This window comes from Quadrisphaera sp. KR29 (genome assembly GCF_052644995.1).
In genome coordinates this window covers 58,026-78,875 of record NZ_JBQXXG010000016.1, presented here as the reverse complement: position 1 = coordinate 78,875, position 20,850 = coordinate 58,026, and the positions used below count along the sequence as shown (strand labels likewise).

Sequence of the window (20,850 nt, the reverse complement as noted above, 5' to 3'; positions counted from 1 at the left end):
CAGACCCGTGAGCCGACCCGTGAGCGAGGGGGCGCCGTGAGCAAGGAGGACCAGGACGACGACAAGGCCGCCGCGGCCGAGGCGCGCGAGATCGAGCGCTACGGCATCGACGAGCGGACGCTGACCCCCCTCGGGCTGACGACACCCGGCGGGAGGTACGTGCCCGAGGTGGTCGTCAACGTCGTCCGCTTCACGTGGCTCGGTGCGTGGATCGCGCTGTTCATGTGGGGGGCGACCCCGGTCGCGCTGGTGGTGATGTTCGCGTGGATCGCCGCGAACGGCGCGTACGCGAAGCACCGCCAGACGCTCCGCCGCGAGCGCAGGCGGCAGATCCAGGCGCACATCGCCGCCCGCGGCGGCATCCCCGCCGGCGGCGGGAGCGACGTGCTCGGCGCCGCCGGCGTCCCCGCGGCGCTCGCGAGCGCGCCTCCGGCGCCGGGCTCGTCGCCGGGGTCGCCACCGGGCGCGTCGCCTGTCGCAGCGGAGCAGGCGGCTCCCGTCGGGGGCCCGACGTCGCTGTCCGCGAGCCCCGCCGAGCGCGCGCTGTCGCGCACCCTGCGCCGGGTGGAGTCCTCGGAGCGGTTCGAGCGGCGCGACGTGGTGCTCGTCGGGGAGCTGGCCGACGTGCTCTTCCCGCTGCTGGCCAAGGTCGCCGAGCCCGGCGCCGACCCGCTGGTGCGCCAGGACGTGGAGACGATCGCCACCGACCACCTGCCGGACAGCGTCGACGCCTTCCTGGCGCTGCCCGCCGAGCACGTCCGGACCAGCCGCAACACCGCCGGCCGGACCCCCCTGGAGGAGCTGCGCCGCCAGCTGGACCTGCTGCTGACCGGCTGCGAACAGCTGCAGGAGGCGGTGCTGCGCTCCGACGTCGCCCGCCAGCAGGCGCAGTCGCGCTTCCTGGAGGAGAAGTTCCGCCCCAGCGGCCTGGACCTCTGAGGTCGACCTCCGACGTGGACCCCTGAACTGGCGCTCAGGTCCTTGATCGTCGCGGGACGAAGCCCGCGCCCCTCCCCTCGGCGACGATCATGGACCTCAGCGCCACCTCGAGGTCAGCCGGCGGCCTCGGCGGCCTCCAGCCACTCCTCCTCCAGCGCCTCCTTCTCGCTGAGCAGCTCGCGCAGCTCGGCGTCGAGGCGGGCGGCGCTGGCGTAGTCGGTGGCGCTGGCGGCGAGGGCGTCGTGGAGCTGGGCCTCGCGCTCGGACAGCTTGGCCAGCTGCCGCTCCAGGCGCGCCACTTCCTTGCGCGCCGCACGGGCCTCCGCGGCCGACGTCGCCGAGCCGTTCTGGCGCGGAGCCGCGTGATCGTCGCGGGAGGGGGAGGACGACGAGGCAGAGGCCACCGAGGCGGCAGCGGCCCCGGCCGCCCCGGCTCCCGACTGGCGCAGGCGCAGGTACTCCTCCACGCCGCCCGGCAGGTCGCGAATCGCACCGTCGCCGAGCAGGGCCACCTGCCGGTCGGTGGTGCGCTCCAAGAGGTACCTGTCGTGGCTGACCACCACGAGGGTGCCGGCGAAGCCGTCGAGCACGTCCTCGACGGCGGCGAGGGTGTCCGTGTCGAGGTCGTTGGTGGGCTCGTCGAGCAGGAGGAGGTTGGGCCCGCGCACCAGCAGCCGCGCCAGCTGCAGGCGGCGGCGCTCGCCACCCGACAGGTCGCGCACGTGCGTCCAGGCGCGGGCGGCGGGGAAGCCGAGGCGCTCCACCACGGAGGAGGCGGTGAGCTCCTTGCCGGTGGCGACGTCGAGCACGCTGGTGGCCTCGCGCTCCACGGTCTCCAGCACGCGCTGGTCGGCGACGGCGTCGAGCTCGCGCAGGTCCTGGCTGAGCACGCCGGTGACCACGGTCTTGCCGAGCTTCACGCGGCCGGCGTCGGGCTGCACCTGCCCGAGCAGGAGCCTCAGCAGGGTCGTCTTGCCCGAGCCGTTGACGCCCACCACCCCGACCCGGTCCCCCGGTCCGAGGCGCCAGGTGACGTCGTCGAGCAGCACCCGGCGCGACTCCCCCGACCCGACGGCCAGGGAGGCGCCCTCGACGTCGACGACGTCCTTGCCGAGGCGCGCCGTGGCCGTGCGGGCGAGGGCGAACGCGTCGCGCGGCGGCGGCTCGGCGGCGATGAGCGCGTTGGCGGCCTCGATGCGGAACCGGGGCTTGCTCGTGCGCGCCGGCGCCCCGCGGCGCAGCCACGCGAGCTCCTTGCGCAGCAGGTTGTCGCGCCGCTCGGCGGTCACCGAGGCGATGCGGGCGCGCTCGGCGCGGGCCAGCACGTAGGCGGCGTACCCGCCGTCGTAGGCGTCGACGACGCCGTCGTGGACCTCCCACGTCCTCTCGACGACGGCGTCGAGGAACCACCGGTCGTGGGTGACGACGACCAGGGCGCCCTGGGTGGGCTGCCAGCGCGTGCGCAGGTGGTCGGCCAGCCACGCGACGCCCTCGACGTCGAGGTGGTTGGTGGGCTCGTCGAGGAGCAGGACGTCGTCGTCGCCGGCCATGAGCCGCGCCAGCGCGACGCGGCGCCGCTGCCCGCCGGACAGCTGCCCCACGAGCGCCTCCGCGCCCCCGGGAGCGGCGGCGGGGCCCTCGAGCAGGTCGCCGAGCAGCCCGTCGAGCACCGAGCGGATCCGCGCGTCGGAGGCCCACACGTGGTCGGGCACGTCACCGACCACGGCCCGGCGGACGGTGTGGGAGGGGTCCAGGTCATCGGACTGCGAGAGCACGCCCAGGGTGGTGCCGCGGCTGCGGGTGGCCCGGCCGCCGTCGAGGGCCTGCGTGCCGGCCAGCACCCGCAGCAGGGTGGACTTGCCGTCGCCGTTGCGGCCGACCACGCCCACCCGGGCGCCGTCGTCGAGCCCGAGGGAGACGCCGTCCAGCACGGTGCGCGCGCCGTGGACGACGGTCGCGCCCTCGAGGTTCAGGAGGTGGGCCACACCCCCATCCTCCCCGACCCCGGGGGGGCTCCTCGGCGCGCTACCTCACCGTGGGGTGCGAGCCCGTCGACGGGTGGAACGGGGAGGGCGCCACCGCGTCGACCTGGCGGGCGCCGTGCACGGGCCCTGTGACGCGCCGCACGTCGGAGGCCAGGCCCGAGGCGGTCAGCGCCACCGCCAGCTCCAGCGCCGCCGACCTGTCCGGCACGAGCAGCGCCACCGTGGGCCCGGACCCGGAGACCAGCGCGCCGAGCACGTCGTGGTCGCGCCCGAGGTCGAGCACGCGGCGCAGCGCCGGGCGCAGGGAGCAGGCGGCGTCCTGCAGGTCGTTGACCAGGGCGGTACCCAGGGCACCGGCGTCGCCGCTGCGCAGCGCCTGCGCCAGGCCGGCGGGGACCTCGGGGTCCAGCGCGGGCGGCTGCTCGCCAGCGGCCTCGAGCATCCTGTCCCGCTCGCGGTACACCGCGGGCGTCGAGAGGCCGTCGTCGGCGATGGCGAGCACCCAGTGGAACTCCCCGCGCGCCAGCACCGGGGTGAGCAGGTCACCGCGGCCGACGCCGAGCGCCGTGCCGCCCATGAGCGCGAAGGGCACGTCGGCGCCGAGCTCGGCGCCCATCCGCTCCAGCTCGTCGCGGCCGGCGCCGGTGCCCCACAGCAGGTCGCAGGCCAGCAGCGCGGCGGCGGCGTCGGCGGACCCTCCGGCCATGCCCCCTGCGACGGGGGCGCTCTTGCGGATGGACAGCGCGACGTCGGCGGGCACCCCGGCGCGCTCGGCCAGCAGGTGCGCGGCGCGCACGGCCAGGTTGGTGCCGTCCAGCGGGGTGGCGGCGGCACCGGTGCCGCGCACGGAGACCGTCACGCCCGAGACGCCGTCGCGCGGGAGGCTCGCGCTGACCTCCTCGAAGACCGAGACGGCCTGGTAGACGCTCACCACGTCGTGGTAGCCGTCGTCCTCGAGCGCGCCCACCCGCAGCGCCAGGTTGATCTTGGCAGGCGCCCGGACGACCACCCGCTCCCCCGGTGCCGTCACCCGGCGCACCCTACGGGACGGCTCAGGTGGACGGCGGCGCAGCCGCGGCGCTGGCCTCGGCGAGGCGCGCGAAGGCCGCGACGTCGAGGCGCTCCCCCCGCAGGCCTGGGTCGACCCCGGCCGCGCGGCAGACCTCCTCCGCGCGCGCCGGCGAGCCCGCCCACCCGGCCAGCGCCGCGCGCAGCGTCTTGCGGCGCTGCCCGAAGGCGGCGTCCACGGCGGCGAAGACCTCCTCGCGCGAGGCGGCGGTGGTCGGCGGGTCGCGGCGCACGAGGCGGACCAGGGCGCTGTCGACGTTGGGCACCGGCCAGAACACCTGCCGCCCGACCGCGCCGGCCATCGAGGCCTCGGCGTACCAGGCGGCCTTGACGCTCGGCACGCCGTACGCCTTGGAGCCGGGGCCGGCGGCCAGCCGCTCGGCCACCTCGGTCTGCACCATGACGAGCACCTCGCGAAGCGCGGGGAAGCGCGCGAGCAGCGTGAGGATCACCGGGACGGCCACGTTGTAGGGCAGGTTGGCCACGAGCCTGGTCGGCGCGCCGGCGGCCGCTCCGGCCCGGCCGGCCAGCGACGGCAGCTCGGTGACCTCCAGGGCGTCGGCGCGCACCACCTGCAGGTGGGCCGCCAGGCCGCCGTCGGGGTCGGCGGCGAGGTCGGGACGGCGCCCGGCCACGGTCGCCGGCAGCTCGGCGGCCAGCCGCTCGTCGATCTCGACGACGACGACGCGCGCGCCGGCTGCCAGCAGCGCCAGCGTGAGCGACCCCAGGCCGGGGCCGACCTCGAGCACCACGTCGCCCGGCTGCACCCCGGCCCGGGCGGCGATGCGGCGCACGGTGCCGGCGTCGTGGACGAAGTTCTGGCCGAGCTGCTTGGTCGGGCGCACGCCGAGACGGCCCGCCAGGGCCCGCACGTCGGCGGGACCCAGCAGGCCGTCGTCAGCTGGTGAGTCGCTCAGGGGGTCGAGGCTAGACGGTGGGCCCTGCCGGGCCTCAGCGCAGGCCGAGCTTGCGGGTGCAGGACGGCCAGGCGCCCCAGCCCTGGGAGGCCTGGACCTTGGTCGCGATGGCGATCTGCTGCTCGCGGCTGGCCTGGTGCGGCATGCCGGAGCCGCCGAAGGCGCGCCAGGTGCCGGCGGAGAACTGCAGGCCGCCGTAGTAGCCGTTGCCGGTGTTGATCGACCAGTTGCCGCCGGACTCGCAGCGGGCGATGGAGTCCCACACCGAGCCGCCACCGACGGCGGGGGCCGCCGAGGGGGCCGGCGCCGGGCGCTCCTTGGTGCCCTTGACCTGGACCTGCGCGACGGGCGCGGTGACCACGCGGGAGCCGACCTCGGTCTTGGAGGCCTCCTGGCCGTCGCGGGTGACCACCTCGAAGGTGGTCTGCAGGGTGCCGGCGACGCCCTTGGTGGTGACCTCGGTCTGACCCTCGTAGAGGTCGTCGGACTCGCTGGTCTGCGTCTCGAAGGGGATCGAGGAGTCCTCGGTGACGGTCTGGGTGACCACGCGGACCACCTGAAGCCCGGCGCCGTCGACCACGGAGTCGGTCAGGGGCGCGGAGACCTCGTCGTCGGGGCCGAGTTCGACGCCGGCGTCCTCGAGGAGGTCGGCGTAGGTGGCGCCGGTGGAGGTCACGGGCGTGGTGGCGCCGTCGACGGTGACCTGCACGGTCTTGGGGGTGCTCACGGTCAGCGCCATGCCCGCCCGGCCGAGGGCCTGGGAGCGGGAGGCGGAGACCTCGGCGCCGTCGGCGCGCACCTGCAGGTCGGACAGGGCGTCGCCCACGGTGAGGGCGGTCGTCCAGCGGGTCTGGGTCTTGCCGTCCACGGTCAGCGTGATCGGGCGGGCGTGGCGGACGACGATGGTGTCGCCGTCGCCGACCTTGGCGCTCTCGGGCAGGGAGACCGCGTCGCGGGTGCCCAGCTCCACGTCGGCGGCGGCCAGCGCGGCGTCGACGGTGGTGCCGAACATGCGGACCTGGGAGGTCTGCCCGTCGACGTCGAGGTTGACGGTGGTGTCGTTGGCGGCCCACGCGGCGGTGCCGGCGACGAGGGCGGTGACGACGACGGCCTGGCCCGCGATGCGGGTCGCCCGGCCGGAGGGGATGAGGCGCACGAGGTCCCTAGCTTCGGTGTCCCCGGGCACAGGAACCGGACGGCGCTCGCGTGCGGCAGCCGGACGGCGAGGAGCGCGCGCCGGCGGCTCGGCCCGGCGGCGCCCGTGGTGGCTGGGAAGCGGGGCGAGCTCGCGGGAGGAGTCGTCGTCCGGGAGGTTTCCGATCCCGGCTGTCGGGGTACGACCGTAGGTGGACGCGTCCGATTCGTCCAGACCGCGCCGGCGCTGGCGCGGAATGTTGAAGGTTCCTTGACCTTCCCACGCCTCTTCTGCGGCGCACCCGGGGGGAAGGGTGACGGTCGGTGTGGACATCACCACAGACCGTAGAGGTACTCACTGCCCTGGCTCAGGATTCCCACGAGTTCCTCTTCGTCGTGTCGCAGCTCCGACGCGATCGCCCGAACGGTGAGAGGCACCAGGTGGCTCCCGTTCGGGCGCCCGCGGTGCGGCACGGGGGTGAGGTAGGGGGCGTCCGTCTCCACCTGGAGGAGGACCGGCGGCACCGCCCGGACCGCCTCCCGCAGCGCGTGGTTGCCCTTGAAGGTGACGGTCCCGGCGATGCTCAGGTACCAGCCGCGGTCGGCGCACCGGCGCGCCATCGCCGCGTCACCGGAGAAGCAGTGGAAGACCACGCGCTCCGGCGCACCCTCCGCCTCCAGGACGTCGAGGACCTCCGCGTGGGCGTCGCGGTCGTGGATCTGCAGGGTCCGCCCGGTGCGCTTGGCGATGGCGACGTGCGCGGCGAAGCTGTCCAGCTGCGCCCGCCGCGCGGCGTCGTCGTCCCAGTCGGTGCGGTAGGTGTCCAGGCCCGTCTCGCCGACCACGCGAATCCGGTCGTTGGTGGTGACGAGCCGCTCGACCTCCGCGAGCGCCGCGTCGAGCCGGCCGGCGCGGGCCAGATCGGGGGCCTCGTTGGGGTGCACGGCGACGCCGCCGAGCAGCTGCGGCCAGCGGCGCACGGCGGCGTCGGTCCAGGTGCGGGCGGCCGCGTCGCAGCCGATCTGCACCGCGCGCGGGACGCCGGCGGCCGCCGCGGCGGCGAGCAGCCGCTCGACGGTCGCGTCGTCGAGGTGGTCGAGGTGGGTGTGGTCGTCGACGACCCCGGGGCCCTCGGCCAGCGGCAGCGGCTCCGGGACCGGCGGGTACCCCTCCGGCAGCCCGGGGCGGTCAGCGAGGTCAGGCACGCCTCCACCCTGCCCCACCGCGCTGCACGGGGCGGCTCCTGCCCCTTCGGCGCGCGTGCTGCTCCTTGCTCGCAGTTCCCGCCCCATCGAGGTCGCCGATGGGGCGGGAACTGCGAGCAAGGGGCGTGGACTGCGCCGCCGCGGGTCACCAGCGCAGGCCGGCCCCGCGGAGTGCATCGCTGACCCACCGCACCACGTCAGCGGGCTGACCCATCACCTCGCGCGAGGAGACCTTGACCTGGGTCCATCCGTGGTGCTCGGTGAGGCGGTCGCGGCGGATGTCGCGCTCGTGCTGCGCGTCCTGGGCGTGGTGGGGGCCGTCCACCTCGACGGCGACGCGCACCGGATCCCACTGCAGGTCCGGCCAGACCGCCGCCCGGCCCTCCCTCGGGATCGGCGCCGCGAAGTGGCTGGCCGGCGGCAGGCCGGCCTGGAGCAGCAGCAGCCGCAGGCGCGTCTCGACGGGTGAGCACACCTCGTACCTGACGAGGCTGAGCAGCCTCGTCGCGCGCGCCCGCTGATCCACCGGCAGCCGTCCCACCGCGGCGGACATCGGGGTGCGGTCGCCCTTCAGCCGCCGGAGCACCGCGTCCCCGAGGGCGATGCCGCTCTCGTCGTCGAGGTCGGCGCACCGCACCGCCCACAGGTCCTCGACACCGGGAACCAGCACTCCTGCCACCCGCCACAGCGGGGCCTCGGGGTGCAGCCGGTGCGGGTGCACGGACAGGCCGGTCCTCCGCGGCGCTGTGGTGCCCTGCGGAACCAAGAGGCTGACCGGGGTGTCCATGGCCGGCCGCGCACCGAAGGGCGTCGGCAGGCGGTGCAGTTCCACGGCGTCGTCCCCGACCACAGCGCAACCGTCGGGCGCGGCCAGCAGCGCGCACTGGGCGCGCAGGGCCACCGTCCAGTCCAGGGCGGTGCCGACCTTGACCCCACGAAAGGGAGTGCGCAGGTCGGAGGATCGCAGACGCTTCTCGGTGACCCCCAGACGCCGGGCCTCGGCCACGGTGAACGGTCGGTTCCTCAGCTGGACCGGCAGCAGCGTCCTGACGTGCGGCACCTGGGAACCGTGGCCGAGGTAGCACCCCCGCCGCTGAAGCAGACGCCCAGCCTGTGGACAACCCCTTGTTCGACGACCAGCACCAGGGCGTGGGACCGGACCGTCAGCGCAGTTGACGCCCCATGGATGCAGTTGACGCCCCATGGAAAGCGCTGATGGGGCGTCAACTGCACCGAAGGGGCGCCAAGTGCGGGCCGCGAGCACGCCCGAGCAGGGGTCAGGCCTCCCCGCGCAGGCGGGCCAGCTCCTCCTCGACCACCGACTCCTCGAGCTTGGTGAAGATCGGCGACGGCGGGGCCACGGGCGTCCCGGGAACCACCGGCCGGGGCTCCCACGCGGGCGCCGAGGAGTAGTCCCCGGTGATGACCGGGTAGCCGGGGCCGCCGTCGAGGTCGTCGACCTCGGCGATGACCGGCATCGGCTGGAACTCGCCCTGCCCGCCGAGCGCGCGGTGCACCAGGGAGGAGGAGTGCGGCAGGAACGGCGAGAGCAGCGTGTTGAGGTCGACCACGGCCTGCGCCGCCACGTGCAGCACCGTCTCCATGCGCGCCGGGTCGGTCTTCTTCAGCTGCCAGGGCGCCTGCGCCGCGAGGTAGCGGTTGGCCTCCCCGGCCAGGCGCATCGCCTCGGTGATGGCCGCCTTCTGCCGGTGCCCCTGGATGAGCGAGCCCACGCTGGTGAAGCCGCCGCGCACCGCCGCGAGCAGCGCCTCGTCGTCCTCCGTCAGCGACCCGGCCTCGGGGATCGAGCCCACGTTCTTGGCGATCATCGACGCGGTCCGGTTGACGAGGTTGCCCCACGTGGAGACCAGCTCGTCGTTGGTGCGCCGGACGAAGGCCTCCCAGGTGAAGTCGGAGTCCTGGTTCTCCGGCCCGGCCACCGCGATGTAGTAGCGCAGCGCGTCGGGCTGGTAACGGGCGAGGAAGTCGCGCACGTAGATGACCACGCCGCGCGAGGAGGAGAACTTGCCGCCCTCCATGGTGAGGAACTCCGAGCTCACCACCTCGGTGGGCAGCTCCAGCGACCCGTACTCCCCCGGCGACCCGCCGCGCGAGCCCTGCCCGTCGTAGCCCAGCAGCTCCGCCGGCCAGATCTGGGAGTGGAAGGTGATGTTGTCCTTGCCCATGAAGTAGGACGAGCGCGCCTCGGGCGTCGACCACCACTGGCGCCACGCCTCCGGGTCTCCGGAGCGCCGCGCCCACTCGATGGACGCCGACAGGTACCCGATGACGGCGTCGAACCAGACGTACAGCCGCTTGTTCGGCTGGTCGCGCCAGCCGTCCAGCGGCACCGGGATGCCCCAGTCGATGTCGCGGGTCATGGCGCGCGGGCGCACGTCGTCGAGCAGGTTGAGGGAGAACTTGAGCACGTTGGGCCGCCACGCGCCGGCCTCGTCGCGCCCGTGCAGCCACTCCCCCAGCGCCTCGGCGAGCGCGGGCAGGTCGAGGAAGAAGTGCTGGGACTCCACGAACTGCGGCGTCTCGCCGTTGATCCGCGAGCGCGGGTCGACCAGGTCCACCGGGTCGAGCTGGTTGCCGCAGTTGTCGCACTGGTCGCCGCGGGCGGAGCCGTAGCCGCAGATCGGGCAGGTGCCCTCGATGTAGCGGTCGGGCAGGGTGCGGCCCGTCGACGGGGAGATCGCGCCCATCGTCGTCTGCTCGACCATGTACCCGTTGCGGTGCACGGTGGCGAAGAGCTCCTGCGCCACCGCGTAGTGGTTGCGCGTGGTGGTGCGGGTGAACAGGTCGTAGGACAGGCCGAGGGCGACGAGGTCCTCGACGATGACCCGGTTGTTCCTGTCCACCAGCTCGCGCGGGGTGACGCCCTCGGCCTCGGCCTGCACGAGGATCGGCGTCCCGTGCTCGTCGGTGCCGGAGACCATGAGCACGTCGTGACCCGCCATCCGCATGTAGCGGCTGTAGACGTCGGAGGGCACGCCGAAACCGGCGACGTGGCCGATGTGGCGCGGGCCGTTGGCGTACGGCCAGGCGACGGCTGACAGGACGTGGGTCATGGCACGAGCGTAGTGAGACGCCGACACGCCGAGACCCGCGAACGTCCCACGCGGGAGGCCCCCGGCGGGGCACGCTGGCCGGGCGCCGGGTCTGCCGGCGTCCCGCCGCTCGCGCGGCAGGGCCCAGCGAGCCGTGGAGCACCGCGATGACGAGCCCCGCCTCGCCGCCGAGGGCGCCGCGGCGCGCGCGCGGCGCCCTCGCGACAGCCGCCCTGAGCACGGGACTGCTGCTGAGCGCCGCCCCGGCGCAGGCGGTGCTCCTGCCCTCTCCGACGACGACGACGAGCGCTGCCGCGTCCGCCCCGGCTGCGCCGGTCACCGCGCCCGCGGGCCCGGCCGGCTCCGCGCCGGCCAGCACGGACGCCAGCACCGACGCCGGCCCCAGCGGCCCGGCCACCGGCTCGGCCACCGGCTCGGCCACCGGCTCGGCCACCGACCCCTCCGGCGCGTCGACCGACGGCCCGGACGGTGCGCCGGCCCCCACCCCGAGCAGCGGCACCGGCGCGCCGACCCCTGCCCCGTCCGCGCCGGCCAGCCCGCCGGCGACCTCGACGCCCCCGTCGTCGACGCCTCCGCCCTCGACCGAGGCGCCCACCCCGGCGCCGACGGACCCGACAGCCAGCCCGTCGAGCGGTCCCGCGTGCCCGGCCCCGTCGACGGCCCCGTCGACGACCCCGTCCGCGTCGCCGTCGACGGCAGCGTCCGCGTCGCCGTCGCCCTCCGCGTCGCTGCCTCCCGTCCCGGGCACCGCACCGGGCGTGACGCCCTCGGCAGCGCCGACCACGGCGCCCGCACCCGCGCCCGACGCGACGTGCCCACCGGCCCCCTCCCCGGGCACGCCCACCAGCACCGGCGCTGCAGGCGCTCCGGGGAGCGGGGCCACGGCCCCCGCCCCGTCTCCCGTGGCCACCTCCGCGGCGCCCAGCCCCCTCGGCAGCTCAGCGCCCGCGGCGTCGACGGCCCCGCGCCGCCAGGTGGGGGTGGTGCTCGACGACGAGCGGCGCACCTCCACAGCGGGGCGCGGCGTCTCGGTGGCCACGGCCCTGGCGTCCCTCGACGCCGCGCGCACCGGGGAGCTGCCGCAGCCCGCGCCGACGGCCACGCTCCTCGTGGCGACGGACCCCGCGCTCACCGCACCCGACGAGTCCCTGCTGCTCGGGGCGGCGCCCGTGCCGGCCCCCACGGGGAGCGCGGCGGGCGCCCCGGTGACGGAGGTCGCTGCCGAGCCGGTGAGCTGGCTGCACGACCTGAGCACCTACGGCATGCCGCTGCTGGTCGGTGGGGCGCTGCTGCTCGCCCTCACCGGGCAGTCGGGGCTGCGCCGGTGGGCCCGTCGGCGCCGGGAGGTCTGAGCACTCACGAGGTTCTGCTTCACGAAACGGGAGACTTCGGGCATCCTGTGCGCGCGGCATCCCCCTGTGCCGCCCCCCGGCGCGGGTCTGCGCCGACGGACCCCGCCTGGAGCCCGCCGTGCACTGCTGCCCCGGAGACCCCCGATGAGCGCGGCCGTGCGGAGTGCGCGAGCCCTCGGGGTCCTGGGCCTCACCGGGCTGGGCGTCATCGCCGTCCCGGCGCTGGCCCTCGCCGACGAGGCGCCCACCGCCGTCACTGCCGAGGTCACGAGCAGCCCGGCCGCCGGTGAGGACCCGGGCTCGTCGCCGTCGAGCGGTCCGAGCACGACGACGACGGACGCCGCGAGCAGCCCCAGCACGCCCGCCGACGCTGAGCCGACCAGCCAGGCCCCGAGCAACGAGGCCCCGAGCAGCCCGGCCTCGAGTGACGAGCCGGAGCAGACGCCCTCGGCCAGCACCAGCACGCCGCCCGCGTCGGCGACGCCGGACCCCGAGCCGAGCTCGCCGGCGCCCGAGCCCACCACGCCGGACCCGGAGCCGAACACGTCGGCGCCCCAGGCCACCACGCCGGCCCCGGAGCCCAGTTCGTCGGCGCCCCAGGCCACCACGCCGGATCCCGAGCCCACGACACCCGCCTCGCACCCCAGCTCCCCCGGGGGCAGCAGGCCCGGTGCCGTCGCCCCTGGGACGGGCCCCTCCGCGGCGCCCAGCACCCCCGCCCCCTCGACCACCACGCCCGCGCCGAGCACCTCCACCCCCGGCCAGGGCGCCGTCTACGGCCCCCCGTCCTCCGCGCCGGCGGCGCCGAGCACCGCTGCGCAGCCCGCAGCGCCCAGCAGCCCCGCCCCCTCGACGAGCGCGCCGGCTCCCTCGACCACGACACCCGCGCCAGCCCCGAGCACCTCCACCCCCGGCCAGGGCGCCGTCTACGGCCCTCCGTCCTCTCCGCCGCCGGCCCCCTCGACCCCGCCGTCCTCGGCGGCGCCGACCCCCTCGACGAGCACACCGGCCCCCTCGACCACGACACCCGCGCCAGCCCCGAGCACCTCCACTGCCGGCCAGGGCGCCGTCTACGGCCCTCCGTCCTCCGCGCCGCCGGCCCCCTCGACCCCGCCGTCCTCGGCGGCGCCGAGCCCCTCGACCGCGCCGCCGTCCTCGGCGCCCGGCGCTGAGGACGCGCCGTCGTCCTCGCAGCCCCGCTGGACGACGGGCAGCGCTGACGGCTCCTCGAGCAGCGACGCCACCACCGTCCCGCCCGCGGTCGGCGACGCCAGCGGGCCCGGCGGGCCCGGCGCACCGGCGACCGGCGGCCTCGGGCCGGTGTCGTCGTCGCCGACCTCCACCTCGGGGGTGCTGAGCTCCGTCTCCGGGCGCCACGTCGACAGCTCGGTGCTCGTCGACGCGCTGCGCTCCGGCGCCGAGCTGCAGCAGGGCAGCCCCCGCCACCGGGCCACGGGTCCGGTCGACCTGGTCCAGCTGCTGTCCGCCGCCGTCGACGGCGGCGGGGGCCTCCTGCCCGGGAGCGACCTGAACGCGCAGCGGCTGACCGGGACCTCGCTGGGGCTCCTGCCCCCCGCCGTCGACACCGGGTCCCTGCTCTCCCGCGCGGTGGGCCCGCAGGCGCCCTCTCCCAGCTCACCCGATGCGCTGCTGCTGCTCACGACGGCGGGAGCGGCGCTGGCGCTGGCCGGCACGGCGGCGGAGTCGGCGCGCCGGCAGCGGACGCGCGCCGCGGTGGCGCGCGGACGCGGCCGCCGCGCGCTGCGCTGACGAGGCCGAGCGAGGCGCTGCTGCGGCGCTGCCCTGCTGCGTCACCACGCTGCGTCGACGGTCTGTCACGAGCCGTCGGCAGGATGCTGCGACGAGGGTCACGCCAGCGTCACGGCGCGCCGACCGCACTTCCCCGGTCGGTGCCTCCAGGCGCACGATGAGAGCCGTCGCGCACCCCGCTCCGGCCGTGCGCCAGGAGAGGGGAGCCGCCGTGGAGGGCCAGCAGCAGTCCGGACCGGGCCGCGCGTCGGCGGGGCGGGCGCGCTCGGTGGGCGTGAGCGCCCTCGTCGCGGCAGCGGTCCTGCTGGCTCCGGGCACCGCCGTGGCGGCGACGGTCGAGCCCAGCGCCGGGTCCTCGTCCACGGGCGCGGCTCCCAGCGCGGGCGACGGGGCGAGCACCGGGGGCGGTGGTGGAGCCGGCAGCGCGCCGAGCACCGGCGCCGGCGGCTCCGGGTCGGAGAGCTCCGGGTCCAGCGGCTCAGGGGCCAGCGGCTCAGGGGCCAGCAGCTCCGCCCCGGACCCCACCCCGGAGCCGCCGACCACGACCCCGGCACCCGAGCCGCCCGTCACCGCTCCTCCGGTGACGACGCCGGCGCCCGACCCGACTCCCGAGCCCCCGGTGACCACGCCCGCCCCGGACCCGACGACGCCGACGATTCCGCCGACGACAGCGCCACCGACCACCCCTCCCCCGACCACCGCTCCCCCGGCCGCGCTGCCCCCGACGACGGCGCCGCCCAGCAGCGCCGTCCCGCTGCCCGTGACCACGACGCCGCCCACCGCCGCGCGCCCGACGCGGACGCCGGCCACCGCTGCGCGGACCACCGCGTCACCGTCGCTGGCCTCGCTGCTGCCCAGCGCCGACCCGTCCTCGGCGGCGGTGGTGCCGCTGTCCGACACGGTGACGGTCGACCAGCTGGGCGCCAGCGGACAGCTGGCGCAGGCCGCTCCGGTGCTGCCGGACGTCGCCGACGCCGTGGGCGGCGGCACCACGCTGCTGGAGACGGACGCCCAGTCGGCGCGGACCAGCGCCTCGGACGTCGCCGGCGTCCTGGCGCCGCTGCTGGTCGGCGGCGCGCTCCTCGCCGGTGTGCTGGGGCTGTCGGCGCAGGAGCGCCGGCGCCGCCGGGCCGGCTGAGACCTGCCCGGGCCCGGGCAGGTCTCAGCCGCGGTCGCGGGCGGAGGTGCTCGCCCGGCGCGTCAGCCGGGGGGCCACCAGCTCCACCGCGGGCGGCTCCTCGGGGTGCGCCAGGCGCCGGAACACCGCCTCGACAGCGCGCCGGGAGACGTCCTCGGGCTCCTGGGAGGTGTTGGTCAGCGCCGGTGACAGCCGCGCGGCGACGGCGTCGGGGCACTGGGCGACCACGTCGAGGTGCACGCCCGGCACGAGCCCGCGGTCGGCCAGCGCCTCCAGCACCCCGACCAGCGACTCCGGGTGCGGCAGCACCAGGCCGGGCAGCGCGCCGTCCTCCTCCTCCTGGGACAGGACGTCGTCGAGGGCGGCGTCCACGCAGGCCCGGTCGAGCTCGACCGGCGGCAGCACCTGCAGGGGCAGGCCGCGCCGCTGCGCCTCGGCGACGGCCCCGCGCTCGAAGCGCTCGATGTAGCCGATGCCGCGCTCGACCAGGGCGCGCGGGTGCCCGAACAGCGCGGCCGAGCGGCACCCGCACGCCGCGAGCTCGGCGACCGCGAGCCGCACCGCCGGCGGCGAAGTCGACGTCGACGCAGGTGGTGCCGCGCGGGTCGTCGGGGATGCCGATGAGGACGACCGGGACGTCCAGCGCGCGGGCCGTGGGCACGCGCTCGTCGTCCTTCTCGACCTCCATGAGGATGACCGCGTCGACGAGGCCGCGCTCGCAGATGCGGCGCAGGTCGCGCACGCCGTCGCGGGAGGTGACCAGGAGGAGGTCGTGGTCGTGCTCGCGCACGCCGCGGGCGACGGCGTCGATGAAGGGCAGCATGCCCGCGTTGTCCGAGCCGGTGGCGAAGGGCACCACCAGGCCGACCACGGGCGTCCTCGACCTGGTTCCCACCGCGCACCTCCCCGGTGTCCCCCTCGGGAGGGCCAAGGTACGCCAGCCAGCGCCCTGACCTGCGACGATCAAGGGATTCCCGTGCGCTGCGGCGCACCGGACCCCCTCGACCGCCGCAGGGGGCGTGGGAGGTGTCAGGCCCCCAGGGCGCCGCGCACGGAGGTCCAGGAGCGCAGCTGCTCGCGGACGTCGTCGCGGCGCTCGTCGGCCACGGCCTGCTCCCAGGCGGCGGTGAGCACGTCGTCCAGGGCCACCCGGGCCCCGGTGGCCGCGGACTGCACAGCGGCCTCGACCATCGCCAGGCTCAGCACGTTCTCGTGCACCTCCCCCTGCGGGGTGGTGCCGGTGCGCAGCGCGTCGACGAAGACCGCGAGCGACCCGGCGATGCCGTCGTGCGGCAGACGGGCGCCGGGCTCGGGCACCGCGGCGCCCTCGTCGGCGACGTCGACCGTCGGCTCGTGGTCGCCGTCCCACAGCGCGCTGCCCTTCTCGGCGCCGGCGCGCCAGGCGCCGTTCCAGGAGGTCTCCGCCCCCGGCGCGCACCACGAGCCGGTGAAGACGTAGCGGGCGCCGCCGGTGAACTCGAACACCGCGGTGGCCGAGGCGTCCCCGGCGTACCAGCTCCAGGAGGGGTTCCACTCCTCGCAGCTCACCGAGACCGGCTCGGTGCCCAGCAGGAAGCGGGCCATGTCGAACTGGTGGATCGCCATGTCGACCAGCAGCGGGTGGGCCATCTCGTCGCGGAACCCGCCGAAGTGCGGGGCCTTGTAGAAGTCGGTCTGCAGCAGGCCCACCGCGCCCAGGCCGCGCAGCAGGTCGCGGTAGGCCCACAGCTGCGGGTTCCAGCGGCGCGACTGGCTGACCATGAACAGGCGCTGGCTGACCTCCGCGGCCGCGACCAGCGACAGCGACTGCGCCAGGGTGGCCGCGCACGGCTTCTCGCCCAGCACGGGCAGCCCCGCGAACAGCGCCGCGGTGGTCACCGGGTGGTGGGCGCCGGGCACGGTGATGTCGAGGACGGCGGTCGCGCCGGTCTCGACGGCCAGCGCGACCGCGTCGGTGCCGACGGCCAGGTCCGGGTGCCCGCGCTCGGCCAGCTGGCGGCGCGCGGCGTCGAGGTCGAGGTCGACCAGGCCGACCAGCTCGACCTCGTCCGACTCGGCCACCACCGACAGCCACGCCCCGCCCATGGCGCCCGCGCCGACCTGGACGACCTGCAGGGCGTCGTCGCGCCCGGTGGACCCTGCGCCGATCACGAGCCCACCCTGGCAGACGGGTCCAGGGCGCCGGTGTAGTCGAAGCCGCGGTAGAAGTCGCCGGTGTCGTGGCGCAGGAGCACCGGCACCTCGCGGCGGGCGCGCAGGGTGACGGCCCACTCCACGGCGTTGGCGATGACCCTGCGAACGCCGGGGTGGAAGTAGGTGGGGTAGTCCTGGTCGCCGGGGCGGAAGTAGAAGACCTTCCCGTGGCCGCGCTTGTAGGTCATGCCCGACCGGAACACCTCCCCGCCGGAGAAGGTGGAGAGGAACACCAGCTCGTCGGGGGCGGGGACGTCGAAGAACTCGCCGTACATCTCGTCCTCGTCGATGACCATCGGGTGCGGGACGCCCTGCGCGATGGGGTGCGTGGGGTCCACGGTCCAGACGAGCTCGCGGTCGTGCTCGGAGCGCCAGCGCAGCGTGCACGTGGTGCCCATGAGCTTCGTGAAGATCTTCGACCAGTGGCCGGAGTGCAGGACGATGAGCCCCATCCCCTCCAGCACGTGGCGGTGCACGCGCTCGACGACGGCGTCGGAGACCTGGTCGTGGGCGGCGTGGCCCCACCAGGTGAGGACGTCGGTCTCGCGCAGCACCTCCTCGGACAGGCCGTGGTCGGCGTCGGCGTCCAGGGTGGCGGTGCGCACCACGGCCCGCTCCCCCAGCAGCTCCTCGACGCCCTGCGCCACGGCGCCGTGCATGCCGTCGGGGTAGCGCGCGGCGACCTCCGGCTCCTCGCGCTCGTGGACGTTCTCCCCCCACACCGTCACGCGGATCGGGCGGCCGGTGGCCGCCACGCTGGAGTCCGGGCCGCGGTCGGGCCCGGTCACCGCGTAGCGGCGGCCACCCTCCTCGCCGTGGTCACCGGTGGTCATGTCTGCCATGGGCGGGGCTCCCTGTGCTGGTCACTTGACGGCACCCCCCGTGACGCCGGCGGAGACGTACCGCTGGGCCACGAGGAGCAGGACGATGGCGGGCAGCGACGACAGCACGGCGGTCGCCATGATCGGCGACCAGTCGCTGACGTAGGTGCCGATGTACTGGTACAGGCCCAGGGTCACCGGGCGCACGTCCTCCGTCGTCGTCAGGGTCAGGGCGAACAGGAAGTCGCCCCAGGCGAAGAGGAACGTGAAGAGCCCGGCGGTGATGAGGGCGTTGCGGCTCATCGGCAGCACGATCGAGATGAACGCGCGCAGCTGGCCGGCGCCGTCGACCCGGGCGGCCTCGATGACCGAGGCCGGGATGCTGGACATGAACGCCCGCATCACGATGATCGCGAACGGGACGCCGGCGGTGGAGTCCGCCAGGATCAGGCCCGGGATCGAGTTGAGCAGCCCGAGGTCGCTGAAGGCGCTGTACAGGGCGTTGGCGACGACGATGCCGGGGATCATCTGGGTGATCAGGACGGCGAAGAGCACCCACGTCACCCAGCGCCAGCGGAACTGCGCGAGGGCGTAGGCGGCCGGCGCCGCGATGAGCAGGCTGACCACCACCGCGCCCAGGCTGACCACCAGGGAGGTGACCAGGTTGCGCCCCTGGTCGTCGAAGGCCCGCACGTACCCGTCGAGGCTGGGCGACTCGGGGAACCACGGGGTGGCCACGGCGCCGCCGCCGGACTGCAGGGAGACGTTGAGCATCCAGTACAGCGGGAAGAGCATCACCGCGAGGATGAGCACCCCCGCCGCGGTGGCCAGCCAGCGGTGCGCGGCCGGGCGGCCCGAGCGCTGCGCCGGCGGGGCGCCGTCGTGGGTGGTGGTCGCGGTGGTGATGGGGACGGCGCTCACTCGTCGACCGCCTTCCGGTTGAGCCGCAGGTAGATGACGGCGAACAGCAGCGACAGCAGCACGAGCACGTTGCCGAGCGCCGCGCCCTGGCCGAAGTCGAACTCCTTGAAGGACGTGAAGTAGCTGTAGGTGGCGATGGTCTGGGTGGCGTTGGCGGGCCCGCCGTTGGTCAGGCCCAGGATGATGTCGAGCACCTTCAGCGTGTAGACGACGCCCAGGACCAGCACCACCGTGACCACCGGGCGCAGCAGCGGCCAGGTGATGTGGCGGAAGGCGCGCCAGCCGGTGGCGCCGTCGAGGGCCCCGGCCTCGTAGAGCTCCTCGGGGATCTCCTGCAGGCCGCCGTAGAGGATGGTGGCGTTGAAGGGGATGCCCAGCCAGATGTTCACGCCGATGACGGCGATGAGCGCGAGGGAGGTGCTGGTCAGCCAGGCGGGGTTGGCCTCGACGAACGGCAGCGCGGTGAGGAGCCTGTTGAGCGCCCCGTAGTCGGTGTCGAGGATCCAGCGCCACACCGCCGCGGAGGCGATCAGCGGGACCAGCCACGGCAGCAGCAGCAGCGCCCGCAGCACGTTGTTCAGCGGGAAGGAGCGGCGGAAGAACACCGCGATCGCCAGCCCGATGACGAACTGCCCCAGGATCGAGCCGCCGGTGAAGAGCACCGTGTTGAGCAGCGCCCTGCTGAACAGCGAGGAGCCGATGACGGCGGTGTAGTTGTCCAGGCCCACCCAGGGGGCCTCACCGGTGAAGAAGGTCTTGGTCGTGTACTCCTGGAAGCCCATGAGCACGTTCTTGACGACGGGGTAGCCGAAGAAGAGGACCAGGTAGACCACGGCCGGGGCGAGGAAGGCCAGCTCGGCGACCCTCGCCCGGGTGCGCGCGGAGCCGGCCCCGGAGGCACGGCGGCGCGCCGGTGCCTCCCCGCCCCGGGACGGCGGCTGGGCGCCGCCGTCCCGGGGGAGCCGACCGGTCGCGCCGCTCGCAGGGGCGTGCGCGCCCTCGCGGCTCGACAGCGTGCTCACCGCAGCTCTCAGCCGTTCTGCGCGTCGGCGAGGGCCTGCTCGGGCGTCTTGCCACCGACGATGGCGTCCTGCATCGCGGTGTAGATCTTGGTGGCGGCCTCGGGCCACTGCTCGCCCAGCTCACCGGTGCGGGCCCGCAGGTCCGGCACGAGGTCGGCGAAGCCCTTGACCGCCGGGTTGGTGGCCCCGTACTGCTCGGCGATCGCCGTCTTGGTGGGCACCGTGTTGTTCTTCTCCGCCAGCAGCAGCTGGTTCTCGTCGGAGTTGATGCACTTGACGATCTCGGCGGCCTTGGCCTGCTTGTCGGGGTTGCCGGTCTCGGGGACGGTCCACGTCTCCCCGCCGAGCGGGGAGACGGTGGCCTCGCCGGCCTGCGGCGCGGGGATCGGGACCACCTCGTAGTCGACGTCCGACTCGGCCAGGCTCGGGAACTGCCAGGGGCCGTTGACCATCATCGCGGCGTTGCCGGCCTTGAACTGGTCGTTGACGTCGGCCTGGGTCCAGTTCACGGCGGACTGGGAGATGGAGCCGGCCTGGAACATGTCCACCCACAGCTGCAGCGCGGAGGCCGCCTCGGGGGTGTTGATGTCCTTCTCGTCGCCGCCGGCGGACCAGAAGAACGGCAGGAACTGCCAGGTGCCCTCGTAGGTGTTGATCGCCGAGACGGCCAGGCCGTACTTGCCGTCCTTGGTCAGGGCGGCCGAGGCGGTCTTGAGCTCGTCCCAGGTGGTGGGCGGCTGCACGCCCGCGTCGGCGAGCATCTGCGTGTTGTAGAAGAGCGCGATCGAGTTGGTCACCGGCTGCAGGCCGTAGAGCTTCCCCTCGTAGGTGCTCGCCTGGACGATGCCCTCGGCGTAGCCGTCGGTGGAGACGTCCCACTGCGAGAGGTCGGCCAGGGCGCCGGAGGCAGCGATCTGCTGCAGGTCGGGGTTGTCGAGCATGAGCACGTCGGGCATGGTCTTGGACTGCGCCTGCTGCAGGACCTTGGCGATGAGGTCCCCGCCGGGGATGTGGACGATGTCCAGCTCCACCCCGGCGGTCTCGGCGCAGGCGTTGTAGACGCCCTCCCAGACGGACTTGCCCGGGTCGTCGTTGTAGTAGTCCTGGATGGTCAAGGTGCCGGCGTCACCGCCGCCGCCCCCGCTGCCGCTGCTGGACCCGCCGCCGCACGCGGCCAGGGTGAAGGGCAGGAGCACCGCTGCGCCGGCGGCCAGTGCGGTGGTGAGGACTCTGTGTCGAGCCATGTCGTCATCCGTTCCTCCCCGCGTCGTCACGGGGATCTGCCAGGGCTGCTGCTCAGCCTGTGGGGG

General features: G+C 75.4%; 17 protein-coding genes. 4 read left to right on the top strand and 13 right to left on the bottom strand.

The window, feature by feature from the left end; genetic code table 11:
• Positions 1-36 precede the first annotated feature (36 nt).
• Entirely contained in the window at positions 37-939 is a 903-nt protein-coding gene (locus ACUN9U_RS14605; protein ID WP_445485735.1) for a hypothetical protein, read from the top strand.
• 113 nt (positions 940-1,052) lie between these two features.
• On the opposite strand, the gene ACUN9U_RS14600 is transcribed toward ACUN9U_RS14605, so the two are convergent.
• The 7 genes from ACUN9U_RS14600 to metG all read right to left on the bottom strand — a co-directional run bounded on the left by ACUN9U_RS14600 (position 1,053) and on the right by metG (position 10,323).
• Complete coding sequence (locus tag ACUN9U_RS14600; RefSeq protein WP_445485734.1) at positions 1,053-2,924, bottom strand: ABC-F family ATP-binding cassette domain-containing protein; 1,872 nt, start codon at positions 2,922-2,924, stop codon at positions 1,053-1,055.
• Between the two features lie 40 nt (positions 2,925-2,964).
• A complete protein-coding gene (locus tag ACUN9U_RS14595) occupies positions 2,965-3,954 on the bottom strand; it encodes a 4-(cytidine 5'-diphospho)-2-C-methyl-D-erythritol kinase (protein ID WP_445485733.1) in 990 nt (329 codons plus the stop codon).
• A 22-nt stretch (positions 3,955-3,976) separates the two neighbouring features.
• Positions 3,977-4,909: a 16S rRNA (adenine(1518)-N(6)/adenine(1519)-N(6))-dimethyltransferase RsmA gene (gene rsmA, locus ACUN9U_RS14590; protein WP_445485746.1), complete on the bottom strand. Its 933-nt coding sequence runs from the start codon at positions 4,907-4,909 to the stop codon at positions 3,977-3,979.
• Between the two features lie 34 nt (positions 4,910-4,943).
• Positions 4,944-6,095 carry a ubiquitin-like domain-containing protein gene (locus ACUN9U_RS14585; protein ID WP_445485732.1) on the bottom strand — a complete coding sequence of 384 codons (1,152 nt, stop codon included), beginning with the start codon at positions 6,093-6,095 and terminating at the stop codon, positions 4,944-4,946.
• A 281-nt stretch (positions 6,096-6,376) separates the two neighbouring features.
• Positions 6,377-7,249 (bottom strand): TatD family hydrolase, encoded by an 873-nt coding sequence (locus ACUN9U_RS14580; protein ID WP_445485731.1) that lies wholly within the window; start codon positions 7,247-7,249, stop codon positions 6,377-6,379.
• A 145-nt stretch (positions 7,250-7,394) separates the two neighbouring features.
• The gene (locus ACUN9U_RS14575; RefSeq protein WP_445485730.1) at positions 7,395-8,309 is read right to left on the bottom strand and encodes an endonuclease domain-containing protein; all 915 of its coding nucleotides are present in this window, start codon (positions 8,307-8,309) and stop codon (positions 7,395-7,397) included.
• Between the two features lie 217 nt (positions 8,310-8,526).
• Positions 8,527-10,323 (bottom strand): methionine--tRNA ligase, encoded by a 1,797-nt coding sequence (gene metG / locus ACUN9U_RS14570; protein WP_445485728.1) that lies wholly within the window; start codon positions 10,321-10,323, stop codon positions 8,527-8,529.
• A 902-nt stretch (positions 10,324-11,225) separates the two neighbouring features.
• On the opposite strand from metG, the gene ACUN9U_RS14565 reads away from it, so the two are divergent.
• The 3 genes from ACUN9U_RS14565 (at position 11,226) to ACUN9U_RS14555 (ending at position 14,583) form a co-directional block, all read left to right on the top strand.
• Positions 11,226-11,675 carry a hypothetical protein gene (locus ACUN9U_RS14565; protein ID WP_445485727.1) on the top strand — a complete coding sequence of 150 codons (450 nt, stop codon included), beginning with the start codon at positions 11,226-11,228 and terminating at the stop codon, positions 11,673-11,675.
• 156 nt (positions 11,676-11,831) lie between these two features.
• Positions 11,832-13,445, top strand: coding sequence for a hypothetical protein (locus ACUN9U_RS14560; protein WP_445485726.1), 1,614 nt, complete (start codon positions 11,832-11,834; stop codon positions 13,443-13,445).
• Between the two features lie 157 nt (positions 13,446-13,602).
• On the top strand, positions 13,603-14,583 hold the full coding sequence (locus ACUN9U_RS14555) for a hypothetical protein (protein ID WP_445485725.1): 981 nt from the start codon (positions 13,603-13,605) through the stop codon (positions 14,581-14,583).
• Positions 14,584-14,607: 24 nt separating this feature from the next.
• Here the strand turns inward: ACUN9U_RS14555 and ACUN9U_RS14550 are convergent, their stop codons facing one another.
• The 6 genes from ACUN9U_RS14550 to ACUN9U_RS14525 form a co-directional block, all read right to left on the bottom strand.
• Complete coding sequence (locus ACUN9U_RS14550) at positions 14,608-15,144, bottom strand: substrate-binding domain-containing protein (RefSeq protein WP_445485724.1); 537 nt, start codon at positions 15,142-15,144, stop codon at positions 14,608-14,610.
• A 468-nt stretch (positions 15,145-15,612) separates the two neighbouring features.
• Positions 15,613-16,734 carry a Gfo/Idh/MocA family protein gene (locus ACUN9U_RS14545; protein ID WP_445485723.1) on the bottom strand — a complete coding sequence of 374 codons (1,122 nt, stop codon included), beginning with the start codon at positions 16,732-16,734 and terminating at the stop codon, positions 15,613-15,615.
• The gene (locus tag ACUN9U_RS14540; RefSeq protein WP_445485722.1) at positions 16,731-17,618 is read right to left on the bottom strand and encodes a ThuA domain-containing protein; all 888 of its coding nucleotides are present in this window, start codon (positions 17,616-17,618) and stop codon (positions 16,731-16,733) included. Before ACUN9U_RS14540 ends, ACUN9U_RS14545 begins: the two co-directional genes overlap by 4 nt.
• A 21-nt stretch (positions 17,619-17,639) precedes the next feature.
• Complete coding sequence (locus ACUN9U_RS14535; protein WP_445485721.1) at positions 17,640-18,518, bottom strand: carbohydrate ABC transporter permease; 879 nt, start codon at positions 18,516-18,518, stop codon at positions 17,640-17,642.
• Entirely contained in the window at positions 18,515-19,531 is a 1,017-nt protein-coding gene (locus ACUN9U_RS14530) for a carbohydrate ABC transporter permease (RefSeq protein WP_445485745.1), read from the bottom strand. The genes ACUN9U_RS14535 and ACUN9U_RS14530 overlap by 4 nt, the downstream gene beginning before the upstream one ends.
• A gap of 17 nt (positions 19,532-19,548) precedes the next feature.
• Entirely contained in the window at positions 19,549-20,784 is a 1,236-nt protein-coding gene (locus ACUN9U_RS14525; protein ID WP_445485720.1) for a sugar ABC transporter substrate-binding protein, read from the bottom strand.
• Positions 20,785-20,850: the final 66 nt, after the last annotated feature.

What these genes read in the sequence shown, in the direction of transcription:
- metG (WP_445485728.1), bottom strand. Translation starts at nt 10,323, where the DNA reads ATGACCCACGTCCTGTCAGCCGTCGCCTGGCCGTACGCCAACGGCCCG.
- ACUN9U_RS14525 (WP_445485720.1), bottom strand. Translation starts at nt 20,784, where the DNA reads ATGGCTCGACACAGAGTCCTCACCACCGCACTGGCCGCCGGCGCAGCG.
- ACUN9U_RS14540 (WP_445485722.1), bottom strand. Translation starts at nt 17,618, where the DNA reads ATGGCAGACATGACCACCGGTGACCACGGCGAGGAGGGTGGCCGCCGC.
- ACUN9U_RS14555 (WP_445485725.1), top strand. Translation starts at nt 13,603, where the DNA reads ATGAGAGCCGTCGCGCACCCCGCTCCGGCCGTGCGCCAGGAGAGGGGA.